The organism is Sphingomonas sp. (assembly GCF_050725575.1).
GTDB lineage: Bacteria > Pseudomonadota > Alphaproteobacteria > Sphingomonadales > Sphingomonadaceae > Sphingomonas.
Genome location: NZ_JBOHHW010000002.1, coordinates 166,568 through 184,077, shown reverse-complemented (window position 1 = coordinate 184,077; position 17,510 = coordinate 166,568). Strand labels below are relative to the sequence as shown.

Here is a 17,510-nt window from a genome sequence, read left to right as displayed (position 1 = left end):
GTCATGTTGTCCACAGACTTGCCCAGCTGATGCGGTTGCACCTCCATCTCCTCTCCGATTCCACCGGCGAGACGCTGGAGAACATCGCCAAGGCGGCGCTGGCGCAATATGACGATGTCGAGACGATCCGTCACTTCTGGCCAATGGTGCGGACCGAAGCGCATCTCGAACGCATCCTGCAGGAAATCGCGCAAAATCCCGGGCTGGTGATCTTTACCCTGGTCAACAGCACGACCCGCCGGACGCTTGAGGCGCGATGCCGTGCGCTTGGTCTCCCGGCGGTGGCGCCACTCGATGCGGTCAATGATGCCCTTTCCGGATTGCTTGGCCAGCAGGCCAAGGCACGGCCTGGCCGGCAGCACGCGCTCGATGCCGCTTATTTCGCGCGTGTCGATGCGATCCAGTTCACCATGTCGCATGACGACGGCATCGGCTGGGAGAATTGGGAAGAGGCTGACATCGTGCTTGCAGGCGTTTCACGGTCGTCGAAGACGCCGACCTCGATCTATCTCGCCAATCGCGGCTTCAAGACCGCCAATATCCCGATCGTGGTGGAATCGCCGCCGCCCGACGCGCTTTATTCGTTGAAACATCCGTTGGTCGTCGGCCTGACCACCAGCGCCGACCGGTTGATCCAGGTGCGGCGCAATCGGTTGTTGTCGCTCAACCAAGTGCCTGAAACTGATTATGTGAACCAGGAAGCGGTGACGCGCGAGGTCGCCTTTGCGCGGCGCATGTTCGCTGACAATGGCTGGCCGGTGATCGATGTCACACGGCGCTCGATCGAGGAAACGGCGGCGGCGATCATTGCGCTGGTCAGCGAACGGGACGGTGCGGCATGAGGTTGGTGCTTGCCTCGCAAAGCGCATCGCGTCGCGCGATGCTGACCGCGGCCGGGGTGCCGTTCGAAGCACTCGCAGCCGGCGTTGACGAGGAGAGCGCCAAGGCGGCCTTTGCCGGCGAAGGCCTGGCCGCCCGCGACATGGCCGACGCGCTGGCCGAGCTGAAGGCACTGAAAGTGTCGCAGCGTGACGGCGAGGCGCTGGTGCTGGGCAGTGATTCGATTGTCGCACTGGAGGATGGCACCATGCTCGACAAACCGGTCGACCGGATGCAGGCGGCGGATCATCTCCGCCGCCTGTCGGGCAAACGGCACGAACTGGTCAGCGCCGCAGTGATGGCCGAACAGGGCCGCGCGATCTGGCGCATCGTCGATCGCGCGAAAATGCATGTCCGGCCGCTGTCCGAGGCGTTCATCGAAACCTATCTCGATGCCGAATGGCCGGCGATTTCGGGCTGTGTCGGCTGTTACCGGATTGAGGGGCCGGGCGCGCAACTGTTCAGCCGGATCGAGGGCAGCCAGTTCACCGTGCTGGGCATGCCGCTGCTGCCGGTGCTCGATTATCTGCGCGTCAGGGGAGTGTTGCCGGCATGAGCAGGCCTTATGCCGAGGTGATCGGCGATCCGATCGCCCAATCGAAATCGCCGCTGATTCACGGCTTCTGGATCGAGGCGCTCGCCATCGATGCCGACTATCGCGCGCACCGGGTCGTCCCCGAGGATCTGCCCACCTATTTTGCCGCCCGCCGCGCTGATCCGCTCTGGCGAGGGTGCAACATCACCCTGCCGCACAAACAGGCAGCGCTCGAGCTGATCGAGGATCGCGGCGGCGTGCGTGGCACGATCGGGGCAATCAACCTGGCGCTGCGCGTCGAGGATGGCGCGGTGATCGGGACCAACACCGACGCCGGCGGCTTTTATGCGCCGATTGCCGATCTCGATCTCACAGGCAAGCCGGTGGTGGTGATCGGCGCCGGCGGTGCAGCACGCGCGATATTGTTCGCCCTGTCGCGAGTCGGGGTCGGGCCGGTGACGATTCTCAACCGCAATGTGCTGAAGGCCGCGGCCCTGCTATCTTCCTTCGGATTGAAGGGCCAGGCACTGCCGCTGAGTACCGCGCTGCCGCCCGCAGCGTTGCTGGTCAACACCAGCGCGCTGGGCATGGTCGGGCAGCCGCCGCTCGAGATTGACCTGGCGCCGCTACCCGACGACGCGCTGGTTTATGATATTGTCTATGCGCCGCTCGAAACGCCTTTGCTCGCCGCGGCGCGCGATCGCGATCTCGATACGGTCGATGGACTCGACATGCTGATCGGCCAGGCTGCGCTTGCATTCGAGTTGCTGTTCGGTGCCGAGCCACCGCGCGATCGCGATGACGAGCTGCGAGATCTGCTGACGTCATGATCGTCATCGGGCTGACCGGATCAATTGGCATGGGCAAATCGACCGTTGCGGCGATGTTCGCGGATCGCGGCGTGCCGGTGTTTGATGCCGATGCGGCGGTCCATCAGTTGCAGGGCAAGAATGGGCGGCTGGTCGCGGCGATCGAAGCGATGTTTCCTGGCACCACCGGCGCGGAGGGCGTCGATCGCGCGCGGCTCGGCGAGGCCGTGCTCGGCGACCCGGCGGCGCTCAAGCGACTCGAAGCACTGGTCCATCCCGCGGTTGGGGAAGATCGCGCCGCTTTTTTGGCCAACAACAAGGCCGCGCCGCTGATCGTGTTCGACATCCCGTTGCTGTTCGAGACCGGCGGCGAGACCAAAGTCGACAAGGTGGTGGTGGTCAGTGCACCGGCCGATGTGCAGCGTCAGCGCGTGCTTGCCCGGCCGGGCATGCACGCCGCCCGACTCGATGCGATTCTCGCGCGCCAATTGCCGGATGCCGAAAAGCGGGCGCGCGCCGATTTTGTCATTCCGACAGGTAATTCTCTCGGCGAGACGCGTGCTGCGGTCGATGCGGTGATCGCTTGCCTGATCGGCTCCGAAGGCAGATAATCACCCGCATGCGCGAAATCGTCTTCGACACCGAAACCACCGGCTTCAGCTTCGACAATGGCGACCGGATGGTCGAGATCGGCTGTGTCGAGATCGTCAACCGAGTCGAGACTGGGCGCACCTTCCACGCCTATTTCAACCCCGAACGCGCGATGCCGCCCGAGGCACAGCGGATTCACGGGCTGGGCGACGCTTTTCTTGCTGACAAACCGCTCTTCTCGCACCAGGCCGAGGCGCTGATCGAGTTTCTCGGCGACTGTCCGCTGATTGCGCACAATGCCGGGTTCGATTTCGGCTTCCTCAACGGCGAGCTGGCGCGGGCTGGACGGGCGCCGATCGATATGGGCCGGATGATCGACACCGTTGCGATGGCGCGTACGCGGCATCCCGGCGCCAAGCACAGCCTCGATGCGCTGTGCAGCCGCTATGGCATCGATCGCAGCCACCGTGTGCTGCACGGCGCGTTGCTCGACGCGCAATTGCTGTCGCAGGTCTATGTCGAACTGACCGGCGGTCGTCAGATCGGGCTGACCCTGGTGTCCGAGACGGTCGAGATACAGACCAGCTTCGCGCCGGTCGCGGCGCCGGCTGTGGTGCGCCCGCCGCGCCTGTTCGAACCGAGCGAAGCGGAACTTGCACGGCATGCGGCGTTTATTGAAAAGATCGCCAATCCCCTTTGGCGGCTTGAGGCGTCAGGTTGACGCGATGACGGGGCCTACCCAGATCGGTGGTCCCCAATAAGGAGAATGCTCATGGAAATCCGGGTATCGGGCCATCAGGTCGACACCGGCAAGGCACTGAAAAGCCATGTCGAGGATCGACTCCAGGGCATTGCCACGAAGTATTTCTCTCGCGCGATTTCGGCGCAGGTCACCTTCGGCAAGGGTCCGCACGATAATGGCTTCACCTGCGACATCGTCGCGCATGTGATGCATGGCCTGGTGCTCAAGGGAACGAACAACGGCAAGGACGCCCATGTCTCGTTCGACGGTGCGGCCGACAAGATCGAGAAACAGCTGCGCCGCTACATGCGCCGCCTGAAGGATCGCCATTCCGCCGGCGCGACCAATGGCGCGGCGGAAAATGGCGCCTATGACAATGCCGGCTATACCGTGTTCCGTGAAACCGAGGATGAAGAAGCGGCGGATTTCCCGCTGATCGTCGCGGAGACGCGCGTCGACGTGCCCGATGCAAGCGTGTCCGACGCGGTGATGATGCTCGACCTGCGCAACACCACGGCGCTGCTGTTCAAGAACAGCGGCTCGGGTGCCTATAATATGGTCTATCGCCGCGGCGACGGGACGATTGGATGGGTCGAGCCGCACCGCTCGGCCTGAGCGGCTTTCACCAACCCGCGTTCGGCGCTATGGGCGCCCGAACGCGGGGGCGATTACGCTAGAGCGTTTCAGGGACGATGATGACCGATTTCAGCGATCTGCTGCTGCCCGAGGCCGTGGTCCAGGGGTTGGCCGCGGGGACCAAAAAGGCATTGCTGCAACATGTTGCGGCGATGCTGGCCGATATCCACGGGCTTGATGCCAAGATCGTCGCCGATGCGTTGACCGCGCGCGAGAAGCTGGGATCGACCGGCTTTGGCGGCGGCGTCGCGATTCCGCACGGCAAGCTTGCAGGCCTGCCGCAGGTGATCGGCCTGTTCGCCCGGATGGCGCAGCCGGTCGAATTCCAGGCGATTGACGATTTGCCGGTCGATCTGGTCTTCGTGCTGCTCTCGCCACCCGATGCGGGTGCAGCGCATCTGAAGGCGCTGGCACGTGTGTCGCGGCGGCTGCGCGATCGCGGCTTTCTCGCCAAGTTGCGCGGTGCGGGGTCTCCCGACGCGCTTTACGCCCTCTTCACTCAAGACGAAGCGCGCGATGCCGCCTGAGCCTGCGAGCGGGGCCGAAGCGCATTTCCGCGCGCTCGAAGCGCTTTATGCCGCGGCCCCGATCAACCAGCTGTTCGACTCGACGCTGGAGATTCCCGAAAGCGGTTTTGCGCGAATCCATTTCCTGATCGACGAGCGCTATTATCATGCCGCGGGCGCCGCCCATGGTACGAGCTATTTCAAGATGCTGGACGATGCGGCCTTCTACGCCGTGAACAGCCTGGTCACTGACCGTTTCCTGCTCACCACCGCGTTCAACCTGTTGTTCACCCGTCCGCTCAAGGCCGGGCCGGTGACCGCGGAAGGGCGCTGGGTCAGTGGTCAACGGCGCGTCTTCGTTGCCGAAGCGCGGCTGATCGATGCCGATGGCGAGGAAGCGGCGCGGGGAACCGGCACCTTCATGCGCTCCCGCGTCGCACTTGCGAGCCTGCCCGGATATCGCTCCGCTCCATGAGCGGGCGACTGCCCAGCGGGGTTCTGGTCAGCGCATTGCTGCGGCGGGTGAATGATGCCGGCGGAATGGGCATGATGCTCGCCCGGGGGGATGATCAGGCTGGCGCAATACTGATCATAGCGTTGGAAAACGGGCAGAATCCGCGAGCGCTGGAGCGCGGGATCGGGCCGGATGGCGCTGTCTCGTTGATCGAGTCTACCCACCAAGCTGTTGATAATCCTTCGGAAATTACCGCCTATTGGCAGCGTCGGCGGTCGCGTGATCCGGATTTATGGGTCATTGAACTGGACAGCCCGTTCGCGGAACGGTTCGCCGCTGAAACGATCCTCGACGATTGACATTGTTGCGCTGCACAAAGATAGCGTCCTCACTGTCAAATGCGTTGTGTCGATGCGGGTGCGATCCGTTCGATTACGCAGTCGGGGGGCAGCCCGGGCGATAGCTCCGTTTGAGCCGGTCGTTCCGCGCACCAACCGCATAGTTCGAAGATTGAATGTCGTTTTTTCAACGCGCCGCAACACTCGCGGCGATGTCGCTCGGAATCGCCGGACTCATCGGCGTCAGCACACCGGGCTTCGCCTTCGAACTGGACCGCGCGATTAACGCATCGCCGCTGGTTCCGGTTCCACTGCCGGCGCAGATTCCGGCCATTGCGCCCCAATCTGCACCTGAGCCTTCCACGCCTGCCATCAATAGCGAAGCGCCCGCGCCGGTCGTCACCACTGACGATGTGGAATATGCGAGCCTCGATGCCGCCGTCGCCGACCAGGACGCACCCACGACGGTTGATGGCGACCTGCGCTGCATGGCCAGCGCAATCTATTTCGAATCCAAGAGCGAGCCGCTTGCCGGCCAGCTTGCGGTTGCCGAGGTTATTCTCAACCGGACCAAATCGGGCCGCTTTCCGAAGTCGGTCTGCTCGGTCGTAACTCAGCGCGGCCAGTTCTCGTTCGTGCGCGGCGGTCATATTCCGGCGATCGCCAACAACAAGCAGTTCCGCACCGCGGTCGCTGTCGCGCAGGTCGCAATGGCCGATCATTGGGACAGCCCTGCCGCCAACGCGCTGTATTTCCATGCGCGTCGCGTCGCGCCGGGCTGGCGGATGAGCAAGGTCGCCTCGATCGGAAACCATGTTTTCTATCGTTGAGTTAGGCCGGCCAGGCCTGTCAGGCTTTATTTCGTTCGCTTAATGTTCTAAGACGGGAGGATGCTTGAGCGTCCTCCCGTTTCCTGTATCGACGACCCCGGATCTGCGCTGTGTGCCGCTGATGTCGCGCGCGGCACGACCCGGATGCTGTTGCGACACGATCTCGTCGCGATGACCGAGGTGTCGCTCGATGGCGGCCGGCGCGCGGATCTGATGGCGATCGATTCGCGCGGCCAGATTATCATCGTCGAGATCAAGGTGTCGCGCGCCGACCTTCTCGGCGATGGCAAATGGACCGATTATCTCGGCTGTTGCGACCGATTCTATTGGGCGCTGCCAGCCGGCTTTGATGCAGCACCGCTCGATGGAGCCGCGTTCCTGCCCGAGCGCACCGGCATCATCATCGCTGACCGTTATGACGCGGCGATTATCCGCGAAGCCCATACCGATCCGCTTTCCGCCGCGACACGCAAGCGCTGCACGCTGGCGTTTGCGCGTCGCGCGGGCCGACGCCTGATCGGCGTGCTCGACCCCGAAGCCGAGGCTGGCGCCGCATTCTGAGCGCTGCGAAACCCTATGGACTCAGAGCTTCGGGCCGGAAACCGCCCGACGTGCCTTTTTCGGTGTCTCGTCAATCAGCTTGGCCATGATCGATGATCGTTTGTCGTCATGCGCATAGTCACGCGCCGACATGCCGGCGAGCAGATCAGGCTGATCGGGGTCGGCCCCTGCGGTGAGCAATGTACGGGCGAGGCCCACATCGCGGCGCTGAACCGCCAGGATCAACGGTGTTTCGCCGCGTGAGTTGGCGAGATTCACATTGGCCTTGGCCGTGATCAGGATATCGACCAATGCGGACTGGCCGCCATTCACGGCAAGCGCCAATGGCGTATTTCCATCCCCATCGCGCAAATTCGGGTCGGCTTGTTGCTGCAGCAGGAAGCGCAGATAGGTCGCATCGCCGCGCTTGACGACGATATGCAGCGCGCCTTCCCGGGTGCCGATATCCCGCGTGTTGATGATGCGGCTGCCGGGCTGGTTCAGCATCTTCAGCACGTCATCGCCCTTGCTGTCGCGTACCGCCTGCAGGAACTTGTAGCTTTCGGATTGCTGCTGCGCGTGCGCGACGCCTGTGGACATCATGAGCGCGGCAGCAGCCACCGCGATCTGCTTCAAACGAACGGTCATCGTGTCGTGCCGACCCTTGTTATGCTGTGGTGACGTATCAACGCAACTTGCGCGCCCCGCCTTAACAGATCATGGCTGGCCACGCTATGAAACTGATCGCCCGCGCTACCGCCGCGCTCCTGATCGCGGCCATGCCTGTCGCCTGCTCCGCACCTTCCGCGCCGGCGCGGCCGCCGCTCGAAGGAGCGACGATCGGCGGGCCTTTCACGCTGACCGATCAGGATGGGCATGAGGTCAGCGATACCGCGTTCAAAGGCAAATATCGCATCGTCTATTTCGGCTATACCTACTGTCCCGATGTGTGCCCGGTCGATGTGCAGAACCTCGGCGCCGGCCTGCGCGCGCTGGAAAAGAGCGACCCGGCATTGGGCGCCAAGGTGGTACCGATCTTCATTTCGGTCGACCCCGAACGCGATACGCCGCCAGTCCTCAAGCAGTTCGTCAGCGCCTTTCATCCGCGCATGGTCGGGCTGACCGGAACTCCCGACGCGATCGCCAAGGTCGCGAAGGCATTCGCGATCTATTACAAGAAGGGCGATCCGGCGCCGGGCGGCGGCTATCTGATGGATCACGCGCGGGTCGCCTATCTGATGGATCCGGAAGGCAAACCCCTGGCCCTGCTGCCCCAGGACGGCAAGCCCGACGCGATCGCCGCCGAACTCAAGCGCTGGGTGCGATGAGCTTGGCCTTATGACCGAGGCGTTCTGGGAAGACAGGCCGCTTGAGCAGCTTGACCGGGGTCAATGGGAAGCGCTGTGCGACGGATGCGGCAAATGCTGTATCCACAAGCTCGAGGATGAGGAAACCGGCGAACTGATCCCGACCAATGTCGCTTGCCGGTTGCTCGATCGATCGAGCGGGCAATGCTCCAACTATCGCCATCGCCACGCCTTTGTCAGCGAATGCGTGCGGCTGACGCGCGATAATGTCCATGACATCGACTGGCTGCCGGAAACCTGCGCCTATCGATTGCGCGCTGCGGGCGAGCCGTTGCCACGCTGGCATTATCTGGTCTGCGGCGATCGTGATGCCGTGCACCGCGCAGGTGAATCGGTCCGCGGCTGGACCATTTCGGAGGTCGATGCCGGCGAACTGGAACATCATATCGTCGACCGGCGTCTGTGATGGAGGGATTGTGACGACCCCGGTCGAAGTCGTCCGCAACGCCCGCGCGCGCCGCGCCAAGCTGTCGGTCGATCCGGCAAGCGGGCGCGTCCGCCTGACATTGCCGCCGCGCGCGCCCCTGAAGGAGGCGTTGCGCTGGGCCGAGGAACAGCGCGGATGGGTCGAGGCGCAGCGCGCGAAACTGCCACAAGCGCGCCCTTTCGCGCCCGGTGTCGAGATTCCGGTCGACGATACGCTGCTGATCATCGACTGGCATGCCGATGCGCCCCGCCGGGTGGTGCGCGAGGGGCCGCTGTTACGGTGCGGTGGTACGCTCGATGGGTTGTCGCGGCGGATCGAACTCTGGCTGAAACGCGAGGCGCTGCGCATTCTAAGTGCCGAAACCGCCGAATTTGCCGCGCAAGCCGGAGTCGGGGTGACGAAGGTGGCGATCGGTGATCCGCGAGCGCGCTGGGGCAGTTGCGCTTCGACCGGGGTCATCCGCTACAGCTGGCGGTTGATCCTCGCGCCTGCGTTCGTGCGCCGATCGACCGTCGCACATGAAGTTGCGCACCGGGTGCATATGCACCATGGCCCGGAATTCCATGCGTTGGCCGATGCCCTGACCGAAGGCGATCCGGCAGCATCGCGCGCCTGGCTCCGCGCCAACGGCGCCGCGCTTCACTGGTTCGGGCGGGTTTCCTGAGGTCGCGTGCGCGGCGCCTCCGGCGGGGGCGCTGCTGAAGGCGCCCGGTTCGGAGCGGCGTTCGGCCGTGGCGGCGGCTGGTTGCGGTCGAGCACGCGGTCGATCCAGTCCTGATCGAGCCGTTCGGGCTTCGCCTCGGAGCCCTGGGCCGGGGGTAAAGCCTGGCCATCAGCATCGACTTGCGAGTCACTGCCCGGATTCGGCGTGGCGCCCGGCTCGATCGGATTGCCGTCCGCATCGACGAACAGGCTGTTGTCAGCTTCGCCGAAATAGGATTCCTCATCGGGTTCGAGCTGCCATTCGGGTAGCGTGACCTGGGTCTCGAATTGCTCGACCGGCCGATTTGCGACGGCAACCTTCATGAAGGCGGAAAAGGCGCGCGCCGGCGCCGTCCCCCCCTGCAGGCCGGGCACGACCTTGGCGTCGTCGCGGCCCATCCACACACCGGTGGTCAGTCCGCTGGAGAAGCCGACAAACCAGCCATCCTTGTTCGACGTTGTCGTGCCGGTCTTGCCGGCGACGGGACGGCCGATCTGGGCGGCCTTGCCGGTACCGGTATTGACTGCGGTCTGCAGCAGGTCAGTCATCTGCGCCGCGACATAGGGTGCGACCAGCACCTGGCTGCGATCGACTTCCTGCGCGTAGATCGTCACGCCTTGCGCGGTCACCTTGGTAATGCCGTACGGAGTGACCGCGACGCCCTTGTTCGCGACGCTGGCAAAGGCGCGGGTCATGTCGATCAGGCGAACGTCGGACGTGCCCAGCACCATGGCGGGATGGGTATCGACCGGCGTCGTGATGCCGAAGCGCCGCGCCATATCGGCGACCGTGCCGAAGCCGACCTCAAGGCCAAGCTTGGCCGCGATGGTGTTGACCGAATAGGCAAAGGCGGTGCGCAGCGTCATTTCGCCGCGATTGGCGCCGGATGAATTGCGCGGGCTCCAGCCCTTGATCGAGACGGGCTCGTCGACCAGCGTATCTTCGGGTTTATGACCCGCTTCGAGCGCGGCGAGATAGACGAACAGCTTGAACGCCGATCCAGGCTGCCGCACCGCCTGAGTCGCGCGATTATAGTTGGACGTGACATAATCAGTGCCGCCGACCATCGACCGCACCGCGCCGTCACGGTCGATCGTGACCAGCGCGCCTTGCGCATTTTTTGGCGCATTGGCGCGGATGGCGGCATCGGCGGCGCGCTGCATGTTCAGGTCGAGCGTCGTCCACACCTCAAGCGGGCGCTGCGTCTCGTCGATCAGCACTTCGAGCTGCGGCAATGCCCAGTCGGTGAAATAGCGCACGCTGTTCTGCTTCGGCTCGGGCGCGAGCGAGACCGATGACGGATTGGCACTGGCCGCCTGGGCGGCACTGATCTTGCCGGTTTCCTGCATCAGCTTGATCACCACGCCGGCGCGGCCGATCGCGGCTTCAGCATCCGCGGTCGGGGAATAGCGCGACGGCGCCTTGACCAAACCGGCGATGACTGCCGCTTCGTTGAGGTTCAGCGTATCGGCGCCATGCCCGAAAAATCGACGCGACGCGGCATCGATGCCGTAAGCGCCGCCGCCGAAATAGACTTTGTTGAGATAGAGCTCGAGGATCTGATCCTTGCTGAACTTGCGCTCGATCGCCAGCGCGAGGATCGCTTCGCGGACCTTGCGACCGAAATCATATTTGTTCGACAGGAAGATGGTGCGGGCGACCTGCTGGGTGATGGTCGATGCGCCCTGCAGCCTCTTGTCGGTACCGCGATTGTTGAAGGCGAGCTTGACCGCACGCAGCACGCCGATCGGGTCGACGCCGGGGTGCGACCGGAACCGGCGATCTTCGACCGAGACCATCGCGTCGCGCATCACCGCCGGAATCTTGTCGTAGGGCAGCCATTCGCCATAGCTTGGCCCGAGCGAGACGATGACCGTACCGTCCGCGGCATGGACGCGGATCATCTGCCCATTGGGTGACGATTTCAGCTCCTCGTAACTGGGCAGCTGGGAGCGTGCGACATAGACCGCGATGACCAGGGCGATCAGCGCGAGAAAGCCAAGCACGCCCAACACCTGCAGCGTACGGATGGACCGACGACGCCAGGGCGAGGACAATTTGGACTTGGATCTGGTGGCCATGAAGCTGCCCGAGATTACGCGTTAATCATGCAGCTCACAAGCCGCCACAGGCTGCAGGGTGCGTCAGGCTAGTCTTTCCACGCCCAATAGAGCTGGGCCGGCGGCAGGTTCCACCATTCCATCGTATGTTCGACCCGCGGGATATAGGGCACGATGAAATCATAGCATTTGGGCGAATATTGATAGACCAGGAAGGCGCCGCCGGGGCGCAGCACATCGGCAGTCGCGGCGCCGATCGCGTCGCCGACACCGGCCGGCAGGGTCGAGAAGGGCAGGCCCGACAGGACGTAATCGGCCTGGTCGAAACCATGATCGGTGATGATCTGCCGCACATCGGCGGCCGATCCGTTCACGACGGAGAAACGCGGATCGACGATCTCATGGCGCAGATAGCGGACGAAATCGGGATTGGTGTCGATCGCGATATATTTTGCATCCGGGCCGAGCTTTTCGAGCACCGACGGACAGAAAGTGCCGACGCCCGGGCCATATTCGACGAATAATTTCGTGTTCTGCCAATCGACCTTGGACAAGACCTTGCGCACCAGCTTGCCCGAGGACGGGAAGATAGCGCCCACCATCACGGGGTGTTTCAGAAAGCCTTTCAGGAACATCCCCATGGGCGAGGGGACGCCTGCGGCGCGAAGGCGCCGGCGGCGTTGGGCGGCGGTGGATGCTGGCATCATAGTCCTGTCGTAAAGGAAAAACGGCGTGTTGAGATCACCCGTCGCAAACTTGTAACGAACATTCAAGCGATCGGGTTGCGTGTCGTGCCCAACCAGGGTTGCACGACCCTCCGATTCGCTTAAGCGAGGCACATGCACGACGACCGGACCGGGCAGATCGCGGTCATCTTCCTGTCGCACCGCACCGATGCGGACGATGCGGGATATGGCGAAGCGGCGGAAGCAATGGAAAAGCTGGCGTCGCGCCAGCCGGGCTATCGTGGCATCGACAGCACGCGCGGCCCGGAAGGACTGGGCATCACAATCAGCTATTGGGTGGATGAGGACAGCGCGCTGGCATGGCGCGCCAACCCGGAACACAGTGCGATCCGCAATACCGGGCGCGAAATCTGGTACGAAAATTATGAAGTGATCGTCGCCCGTATCGCGCGCAATTATGCGTGGGCGCGACCGTGAAGGCGGCCCCGAAACCTTCAGCGCCGGTCAATCGCGACTTCATCCTTCTCTTCCTCGTCATGCTGACCATCGCAGCCGGCAATACCGCGCTGCAATCGGTGCTGCCGGCACTTGGCCGATCGTTGAAGGTGCCCGACAGCGCGGTTGCCGCCGCCTTTTCGGTCTCAGCGCTGCTCTGGGTGATTTCCGCGCCGTTCTGGGCAAATCGCTCCGACCGGCACGGGCGACGTGCCATGATCCTGCTTGGTGTCGGCGGGTTCACCATATCGTTGTTGTTGTGCGGGATCGTGCTGACGGCGGGCATCAATGGCTGGATTGGCGGAACGGCGGCGTTTCTCAGCTTCATCGTCGGGCGGCTGATCTATGGCAGCTTCGGATCGGCCGCCCCACCCGCGGTCCAGGCATTGGTCGCGGGGCGTACGACCCGCGAGGAGCGGACGCGCGCTTTGACGCTGCTCGGATCGGCGTTCGGCCTCGGCACGATCCTCGGGCCGGCGATCGCGCCCTATCTCACGCTTGGCCATATCGGCGGGCTCGATATCGGGCTGGCCGGTCCGGCGTATTTCGGCGCAGCGTTCGGCGCCTGCATCTTCCTGGCCGTGCGCCATATGCTGCCCAATGATCTGATTGCGGAGCCCGGTACCCATGGTGCGGCAAATGCTTATCCGTCGATCGGTGGACAGGCGAGCGGTGCCAGCGTCACCGCCGCGACGCATACCCATAGCGAACAGGTCGGCTATAATGATCCGCGTGTCCGCGCCTGGATGATCGCGGGGCTGGTGATGGGGCATGCCCAGGCGATGACTGGCCAGGCGATCGGCTTCCTGGTGATCGACCGGCTGAAGGTCGCGCCGGTCGAGGCCCTGCAGCCGACCGGCATCGTACTGATGATGGGCGCCGGGTCGTCGCTGCTGGTGCAATGGGGGCTGATCCCTTTGCTCAACCTGACGCCGCGCCGGCTGGTGCTCGCCGGGCTGATGGTCGCCGCCCTCGGCACGGCGCTGACCGGCATTGCCAGCTCGCTCTATGGCATCGCGCTGGCTTATGCGATCGCGTCGGCCGGGTTCGGCCTGATCCGGCCCGGCTTCACCGCAGGATCATCGCTTGCCGTTGGGCCGGAGGCGCAAGGGTCGGTCGCGGGCAAGGTTACCTCAATCAACGGGGCGTCTTTCGTGCTTGGCCCGTCGATCGGGGTTGGCCTTTACGAAGCGCAGCATTCGCTGCCTTATCTGACGGCCAGTGCCGCGCTGCTGATCCTGATCTTCTATGCCTGGCGCAGCCTCAAGACCCCGGCGATATCCGACGACGATCCGGCTTAGTTCGCCGGCCGCTGCGATGCGAGTCGCGCGATCTTTTCCGCTGTTCTTGCGACAATAAAAAACCACCCCTGTTATGTTGGAATCAAAACGCTGATTCATGTCTTATTTTCAGGAGTTTAAGCCATCTTCCGCGGTTTTCGATAACAGCGGTGGAACAGCGCTGGAACAGGGGTGAGCGACCCCTGTTCCCGTCGAAACAGCGGGCGCGGGAACGCGATATTTTCCGGTCATGTCAAAGAGCGGGACAGAATGCCGGCTGGCGCCCCGTCCGCTGCCACCCTGCCCTGGCCATCGGCACGGTTGAATCGATGCGGACCATCGCCCTAATCGGGCACGACCATCGCCGCCCGCCGCGCGCTGATCGAGGCACCGACAGCATAGATGGCCAGCGCGACCCAGATCAGGGCGAACGCGCCAATCTGGGCGGGATGCAGCTTTTCTCCATAGACGAACACCGCGAGCACCAGCTGCAGCGTCGGTGCGAGATATTGGAGCAGCCCCAGATCGGAATATCGAACGCGCTTTGCCGCTGCGGCGAAGAGCAGCAGGGGGAGCGCGGTCACGACACCGCTCGCGGCGAGTAACGGCCAGCCCGGCCCCGCCGCTCCCAGCGTGGTCCCCGCCAGCATCAGCCAGGCGAAGGCGGCCGGCGCCAGAATCGATGTCTCGACCAGCAGCCCGTCAAGCGCATCGACCGGCGTCATTTTGCGGATCAGGCCGTAAAAGGCGAACGAGAAGGCCAGGATCAGCGGGATATAGGGGATGCTGCCCTGCCAGATCGCCAGAAAGGTCACCGCGGCCGTGGCAAGCAATACCGCTACCGCCTCGATCCGGCCGAGCCGCTCGCGCAGGATCACCACGCCGAGCACGACATTGACCAGCGGGTTGATGAAATAGCCCAGGCTGGCCTGGGCGACATGGCCGCCATTGACCGCGATGATGTAGACCAGCCAGTTGATGCCGATCAGCGATGCCGATGCCGTCAGCGCAAGCAGCAAGCGGGGCGTCCGCATGATTCTGATCAGGACCGGCCCATGGCGCAAGGCCACTGCCAGAATCGTCAGCAGCAGCAGCGACCACAGGATGCGATGCGCCAATATGTCCGGCGCGGGCAGCGGATGGAGCAGCTTGATGAAGCTCGGCAACAGGCCCCAGATCACATAGGCGGCAATGCCGAATGCGATTCCGGGGTTGATCTTCCTGCTGCCTGCCATCGATCCCGCGCGGGGGGAGAGCGGATGATCGGTCAATCCGCTCCCTTCGGCCCGCGTGGATGCAACTGGCCGGGCGAGATGAAGCCGATCGGCTGCAACGACGCGGCATCCTGCTTGAGGCGCGACGCCATCTGCTCATAATCGCGTTCCATCTCCGGCGTGACCGAAGCGCGCGAATCCTCCAGCGCCTCCTCGAAATGCGCCATCGATACCTGGGCGACGCTGAGCGACTGGCGCAGCGCGACCATGCCGGCCCGGCGCACCAGATCCTCGAGGTCGGCGCCGGTGAAGCGATCGGTCCGCGCGGCGAGCGAATCGAGATCGACATCGTCGGCCAGCGGCATCTTGCCGGTCTGGATCGCCAGGATACGGCGGCGTCCATCCTTGTCGGGCACGCCGACATAGACCAGCTCGTCGAAGCGGCCGGGACGAAGCAGCGCCGGATCGATCAGATTGGGGCGGTTGGTCGCCCCGATCACCACCACCGACTGCAATTCCTCAAGGCCGTCCATCTCGGCGAGGATGGTGTTGACCACCCGTTCGGTGACCTGCGGCTCGCCCAGGCCGCCGCCGCGTGCGGGGACCAGCGAATCGAGTTCGTCGATGAAGATCACGCACGGCGCGACCTGACGCGCGCGGCTGAACAATTTGGCGATCTGCTGCTCGCTCTCGCCATACCATTTGCTCAGCAGGTCGGACGATTTGGTGGCGATGAAATTCGCCTCCGCCTCGCGCGCGACGGCCTTGGCGAGAAGTGTCTTGCCGGTGCCGGGCGGGCCATAGAGCAGGAAGCCCTTGGCCGGCCGGATACCGAGGCGGCGGAACGCGTCGGGGTCCTTGAGTGGCAGCTCGACGCCTTCCTTCAGCCGCATCTGCGCCTTGTCGAGCCCGCCGACATCGTCCCAGCGGACGCGCGGCGCCTCGACCATCACCTCGCGCATCGCGCTTGGCTGGACGCGCTTCAGCGCATCGAGGAAATCCTCGCGAGTCACCGCCAGCGTATCGAGCACTTCGGGCGGAATCGTGCCCTCGGCGAGATTGAGCCGCGGCATGATCTTGCGCACCGCCTCGATTGCCGCCTCACGCGCCAGGGCGGCGAGATCCGCGCCGACAAAGCCATAGGTGGTGCGGGCAAGCTCGCCGAGATCGACCTTGTCGCCGAGCGGCATGCCGCGCGTGTGGATGCCGAGAATCTCGCGGCGGCCACGCTCATCCGGCACGCCGACAATGATCTCACGATCGAACCGGCCGGGCCGGCGCAGTGCCTCATCGATTGCCTCGGGCCGGTTGGTTGCGGCGATCACCACGACATTGGCGCGTGCCTCCAGCCCGTCCATCAGCGTCAGCAGCTGTGCGACAAGGCGCTTCTCCGCCTCGCCCGATACCTGGCCGCGCTTCGGGGCGATCGAATCGATCTCGTCGATGAATACGATCGATGGCGACGCCTTGGCCGCTTCCTCGAACACCTGGCGCAGCTTGCTTTCGGATTCGCCATACGCCGATCCCATGATCTCGGGACCGTTGATCAGGAAGAATTCGGCCGCACTTTCATTGGCGACGGCGCGCGCGAGACGGGTCTTGCCGGTGCCGGGCGGCCCGTGCAGCAACACGCCCTTGGGCGGATCGACGCCGAGGCGCTGAAACAGTTCGGGATAGCGCAGCGGCAGCTCGACCATTTCGCGCAGCTGGTCGATCGTCGGGCCCATGCCGCCGATATCGTCATAAGTGACGTCGGCGCGGCGCGCTTCCTTCGGCTCCTCATATTCGGGGCGCAGTTCGATCTCGGTATTCTCGTCGACATGGACCACGCCCTTGGGGCTGGTCGCGATCACCGAGAGGCGAATCTCCTGCAGCGCATAGGCCGGCGCGCGGAGGAACTGCTGGACGCCGGGCGGCATGTTGTCGACGCGCTGCTGGCCGGCGGTCGCCACGACATCGCCCTGGCAGAGCGGGCGGCCGAAAAAGGTCCGCTTCAGCGCGTTGGATGACCCTTCGAGGCGAAGATTCTGCTGCGCGGGCGCGAAGACGACGCGGGTCGCCGGTTTGGATTCGACCTTGCGCACTTCGACGAAATCGCCGGCGCCGGCGCCGGCATTGGCACGCTGCAACCCGTCGATGCGGATGATTTCGAGCCCCTCATCTTCCTGATAGGGCGCGACGGCGCGGGCCGGGGTGGTGGATTTTCCGACGATCTCGATCACATCGCCCTCGGCAAGGCCCAGGGCCGCCATCAGGGCACGGGGAATATGCGCAAGGCCACGACCGCTGTCTTCGGGCCGGGCATTGGCGACTTGTAATTTGTGGACCGGTGATTCGCTGTCGGCCATGAGATTCCCTCGCAAACGCGCTGTTCAGCGTGTGAGATAGGGAACGGGTTCCGGCAATGCGAGAGTTAAA

At 64.2% G+C, this 17,510-nt stretch carries 21 protein-coding genes; 16 read left to right on the top strand and 5 right to left on the bottom strand.

Going from position 1 to position 17,510, the window contains the following annotated elements; translation table 11 throughout:
• Positions 1–29: 29 nt before the first annotated feature.
• The 11 genes from ACRECS_RS02090 to ACRECS_RS02040 all read left to right on the top strand — a co-directional run bounded on the left by ACRECS_RS02090 (position 30) and on the right by ACRECS_RS02040 (position 6,881).
• On the top strand, positions 30–842 hold the full coding sequence (locus ACRECS_RS02090) for a pyruvate, water dikinase regulatory protein (protein WP_431581291.1): 813 nt from the start codon (positions 30–32) through the stop codon (positions 840–842).
• A complete protein-coding gene (locus tag ACRECS_RS02085) occupies positions 839–1,435 on the top strand; it encodes a Maf family protein (RefSeq protein ID WP_431581290.1) in 597 nt (198 codons plus the stop codon). The genes ACRECS_RS02090 and ACRECS_RS02085 overlap by 4 nt, the downstream gene beginning before the upstream one ends.
• Positions 1,432–2,244 carry a shikimate dehydrogenase family protein gene (locus ACRECS_RS02080; protein WP_431581289.1) on the top strand — a complete coding sequence of 271 codons (813 nt, stop codon included), beginning with the start codon at positions 1,432–1,434 and terminating at the stop codon, positions 2,242–2,244. Before ACRECS_RS02085 ends, ACRECS_RS02080 begins: the two co-directional genes overlap by 4 nt.
• Positions 2,241–2,834, top strand: a complete 594-nt coding sequence (gene coaE / locus ACRECS_RS02075; protein ID WP_431581288.1) for a dephospho-CoA kinase — start codon at positions 2,241–2,243, stop codon at positions 2,832–2,834. The genes ACRECS_RS02080 and coaE overlap by 4 nt, the downstream gene beginning before the upstream one ends.
• Positions 2,835–2,842: 8 nt before the next feature.
• Positions 2,843–3,535 carry a DNA polymerase III subunit epsilon gene (dnaQ, locus tag ACRECS_RS02070; protein WP_431581287.1) on the top strand — a complete coding sequence of 231 codons (693 nt, stop codon included), beginning with the start codon at positions 2,843–2,845 and terminating at the stop codon, positions 3,533–3,535.
• A 51-nt stretch (positions 3,536–3,586) separates the two neighbouring features.
• Entirely contained in the window at positions 3,587–4,171 is a 585-nt protein-coding gene (gene hpf / locus ACRECS_RS02065; RefSeq protein ID WP_431581286.1) for a ribosome hibernation-promoting factor, HPF/YfiA family, read from the top strand.
• A gap of 80 nt (positions 4,172–4,251) precedes the next feature.
• Entirely contained in the window at positions 4,252–4,719 is a 468-nt protein-coding gene (locus ACRECS_RS02060) for a PTS sugar transporter subunit IIA (RefSeq protein WP_431581285.1), read from the top strand.
• Entirely contained in the window at positions 4,709–5,173 is a 465-nt protein-coding gene (locus ACRECS_RS02055; protein ID WP_431581284.1) for a PaaI family thioesterase, read from the top strand. The genes ACRECS_RS02060 and ACRECS_RS02055 overlap by 11 nt, the downstream gene beginning before the upstream one ends.
• Positions 5,170–5,511, top strand: a complete 342-nt coding sequence (locus tag ACRECS_RS02050) for a DUF1491 family protein (protein WP_431581283.1) — start codon at positions 5,170–5,172, stop codon at positions 5,509–5,511. Before ACRECS_RS02055 ends, ACRECS_RS02050 begins: the two co-directional genes overlap by 4 nt.
• A 155-nt stretch (positions 5,512–5,666) precedes the next feature.
• On the top strand, positions 5,667–6,320 hold the full coding sequence (locus ACRECS_RS02045; RefSeq protein WP_431581282.1) for a cell wall hydrolase: 654 nt from the start codon (positions 5,667–5,669) through the stop codon (positions 6,318–6,320).
• 60 nt (positions 6,321–6,380) lie between these two features.
• Positions 6,381–6,881 (top strand): MmcB family DNA repair protein, encoded by a 501-nt coding sequence (locus ACRECS_RS02040; RefSeq protein ID WP_431581281.1) that lies wholly within the window; start codon positions 6,381–6,383, stop codon positions 6,879–6,881.
• A 21-nt stretch (positions 6,882–6,902) separates the two neighbouring features.
• On the opposite strand, the gene ACRECS_RS02035 is transcribed toward ACRECS_RS02040, so the two are convergent.
• Entirely contained in the window at positions 6,903–7,508 is a 606-nt protein-coding gene (locus ACRECS_RS02035) for an ankyrin repeat domain-containing protein (RefSeq protein ID WP_431581280.1), read from the bottom strand.
• An 86-nt stretch (positions 7,509–7,594) separates the two neighbouring features.
• Here ACRECS_RS02035 and ACRECS_RS02030 point away from each other — a divergent pair, with 86 nt between their 5' ends.
• From ACRECS_RS02030 to ACRECS_RS02020, 3 genes are read left to right on the top strand one after another with little or no spacing between them, the layout of a single operon-like run.
• Positions 7,595–8,188: an SCO family protein gene (locus ACRECS_RS02030; protein ID WP_431581279.1), complete on the top strand. Its 594-nt coding sequence runs from the start codon at positions 7,595–7,597 to the stop codon at positions 8,186–8,188.
• A gap of 10 nt (positions 8,189–8,198) precedes the next feature.
• Entirely contained in the window at positions 8,199–8,633 is a 435-nt protein-coding gene (locus ACRECS_RS02025; protein WP_431581278.1) for a YcgN family cysteine cluster protein, read from the top strand.
• Positions 8,634–8,643: 10 nt separating this feature from the next.
• Positions 8,644–9,318: a M48 family metallopeptidase gene (locus ACRECS_RS02020; protein ID WP_431581277.1), complete on the top strand. Its 675-nt coding sequence runs from the start codon at positions 8,644–8,646 to the stop codon at positions 9,316–9,318.
• Here the strand turns inward: ACRECS_RS02020 and ACRECS_RS02015 are convergent.
• A complete protein-coding gene (locus tag ACRECS_RS02015; RefSeq protein WP_431581276.1) occupies positions 9,294–11,438 on the bottom strand; it encodes a transglycosylase domain-containing protein in 2,145 nt (714 codons plus the stop codon). The two genes, ACRECS_RS02020 and ACRECS_RS02015, sit on opposite strands and share 25 nt — an antisense overlap.
• A gap of 68 nt (positions 11,439–11,506) precedes the next feature.
• Positions 11,507–12,121 carry a class I SAM-dependent methyltransferase gene (locus ACRECS_RS02010; protein ID WP_431581275.1) on the bottom strand — a complete coding sequence of 205 codons (615 nt, stop codon included), beginning with the start codon at positions 12,119–12,121 and terminating at the stop codon, positions 11,507–11,509.
• Positions 12,122–12,256: 135 nt separating this feature from the next.
• On the opposite strand from ACRECS_RS02010, the gene ACRECS_RS02005 reads away from it, so the two are divergent.
• A complete protein-coding gene (locus ACRECS_RS02005; RefSeq protein ID WP_431581274.1) occupies positions 12,257–12,580 on the top strand; it encodes an antibiotic biosynthesis monooxygenase family protein in 324 nt (107 codons plus the stop codon).
• Between the two features lie 59 nt (positions 12,581–12,639).
• The gene (locus ACRECS_RS02000; protein WP_431581410.1) at positions 12,640–13,899 is read left to right on the top strand and encodes an MFS transporter; all 1,260 of its coding nucleotides are present in this window, start codon (positions 12,640–12,642) and stop codon (positions 13,897–13,899) included.
• A gap of 323 nt (positions 13,900–14,222) precedes the next feature.
• Here the strand turns inward: ACRECS_RS02000 and rarD are convergent, their stop codons facing one another.
• Both rarD and ACRECS_RS01990 read right to left on the bottom strand, forming a co-directional pair.
• Complete coding sequence (rarD, locus tag ACRECS_RS01995) at positions 14,223–15,149, bottom strand: EamA family transporter RarD (RefSeq protein ID WP_431581273.1); 927 nt, start codon at positions 15,147–15,149, stop codon at positions 14,223–14,225.
• Positions 15,146–17,440 carry a CDC48 family AAA ATPase gene (locus ACRECS_RS01990; RefSeq protein ID WP_431581272.1) on the bottom strand — a complete coding sequence of 765 codons (2,295 nt, stop codon included), beginning with the start codon at positions 17,438–17,440 and terminating at the stop codon, positions 15,146–15,148. The genes rarD and ACRECS_RS01990 overlap by 4 nt, the downstream gene beginning before the upstream one ends.
• Positions 17,441–17,510 lie beyond the last annotated feature (70 nt).

Bases quoted from the DNA above. Each gene is read 5' to 3' on its own strand.
- ACRECS_RS02090 (WP_431581291.1), top strand. From the start codon at position 30: ATGCGGTTGCACCTCCATCTCCTCTCCGATTCCACCGGCGAGACGCTG.
- ACRECS_RS02085 (WP_431581290.1), top strand. From the start codon at position 839: ATGAGGTTGGTGCTTGCCTCGCAAAGCGCATCGCGTCGCGCGATGCTG.
- ACRECS_RS02080 (WP_431581289.1), top strand. From the start codon at position 1,432: ATGAGCAGGCCTTATGCCGAGGTGATCGGCGATCCGATCGCCCAATCG.
- coaE (WP_431581288.1), top strand. From the start codon at position 2,241: ATGATCGTCATCGGGCTGACCGGATCAATTGGCATGGGCAAATCGACC.
- dnaQ (WP_431581287.1), top strand. From the start codon at position 2,843: ATGCGCGAAATCGTCTTCGACACCGAAACCACCGGCTTCAGCTTCGAC.
- hpf (WP_431581286.1), top strand. From the start codon at position 3,587: ATGGAAATCCGGGTATCGGGCCATCAGGTCGACACCGGCAAGGCACTG.
- ACRECS_RS02060 (WP_431581285.1), top strand. From the start codon at position 4,252: ATGACCGATTTCAGCGATCTGCTGCTGCCCGAGGCCGTGGTCCAGGGG.
- ACRECS_RS02055 (WP_431581284.1), top strand. From the start codon at position 4,709: ATGCCGCCTGAGCCTGCGAGCGGGGCCGAAGCGCATTTCCGCGCGCTC.
- ACRECS_RS02050 (WP_431581283.1), top strand. From the start codon at position 5,170: ATGAGCGGGCGACTGCCCAGCGGGGTTCTGGTCAGCGCATTGCTGCGG.
- ACRECS_RS02045 (WP_431581282.1), top strand. From the start codon at position 5,667: ATGTCGTTTTTTCAACGCGCCGCAACACTCGCGGCGATGTCGCTCGGA.
- ACRECS_RS02040 (WP_431581281.1), top strand. From the start codon at position 6,381: ATGCTTGAGCGTCCTCCCGTTTCCTGTATCGACGACCCCGGATCTGCG.
- ACRECS_RS02035 (WP_431581280.1), bottom strand. From the start codon at position 7,508: ATGACCGTTCGTTTGAAGCAGATCGCGGTGGCTGCTGCCGCGCTCATG.
- ACRECS_RS02030 (WP_431581279.1), top strand. From the start codon at position 7,595: ATGAAACTGATCGCCCGCGCTACCGCCGCGCTCCTGATCGCGGCCATG.
- ACRECS_RS02025 (WP_431581278.1), top strand. From the start codon at position 8,199: ATGACCGAGGCGTTCTGGGAAGACAGGCCGCTTGAGCAGCTTGACCGG.
- ACRECS_RS02015 (WP_431581276.1), bottom strand. From the start codon at position 11,438: ATGGCCACCAGATCCAAGTCCAAATTGTCCTCGCCCTGGCGTCGTCGG.
- ACRECS_RS02010 (WP_431581275.1), bottom strand. From the start codon at position 12,121: ATGCCAGCATCCACCGCCGCCCAACGCCGCCGGCGCCTTCGCGCCGCA.
- ACRECS_RS02005 (WP_431581274.1), top strand. From the start codon at position 12,257: ATGCACGACGACCGGACCGGGCAGATCGCGGTCATCTTCCTGTCGCAC.
- ACRECS_RS02000 (WP_431581410.1), top strand. From the start codon at position 12,640: ATGCTGACCATCGCAGCCGGCAATACCGCGCTGCAATCGGTGCTGCCG.
- ACRECS_RS01990 (WP_431581272.1), bottom strand. From the start codon at position 17,440: ATGGCCGACAGCGAATCACCGGTCCACAAATTACAAGTCGCCAATGCC.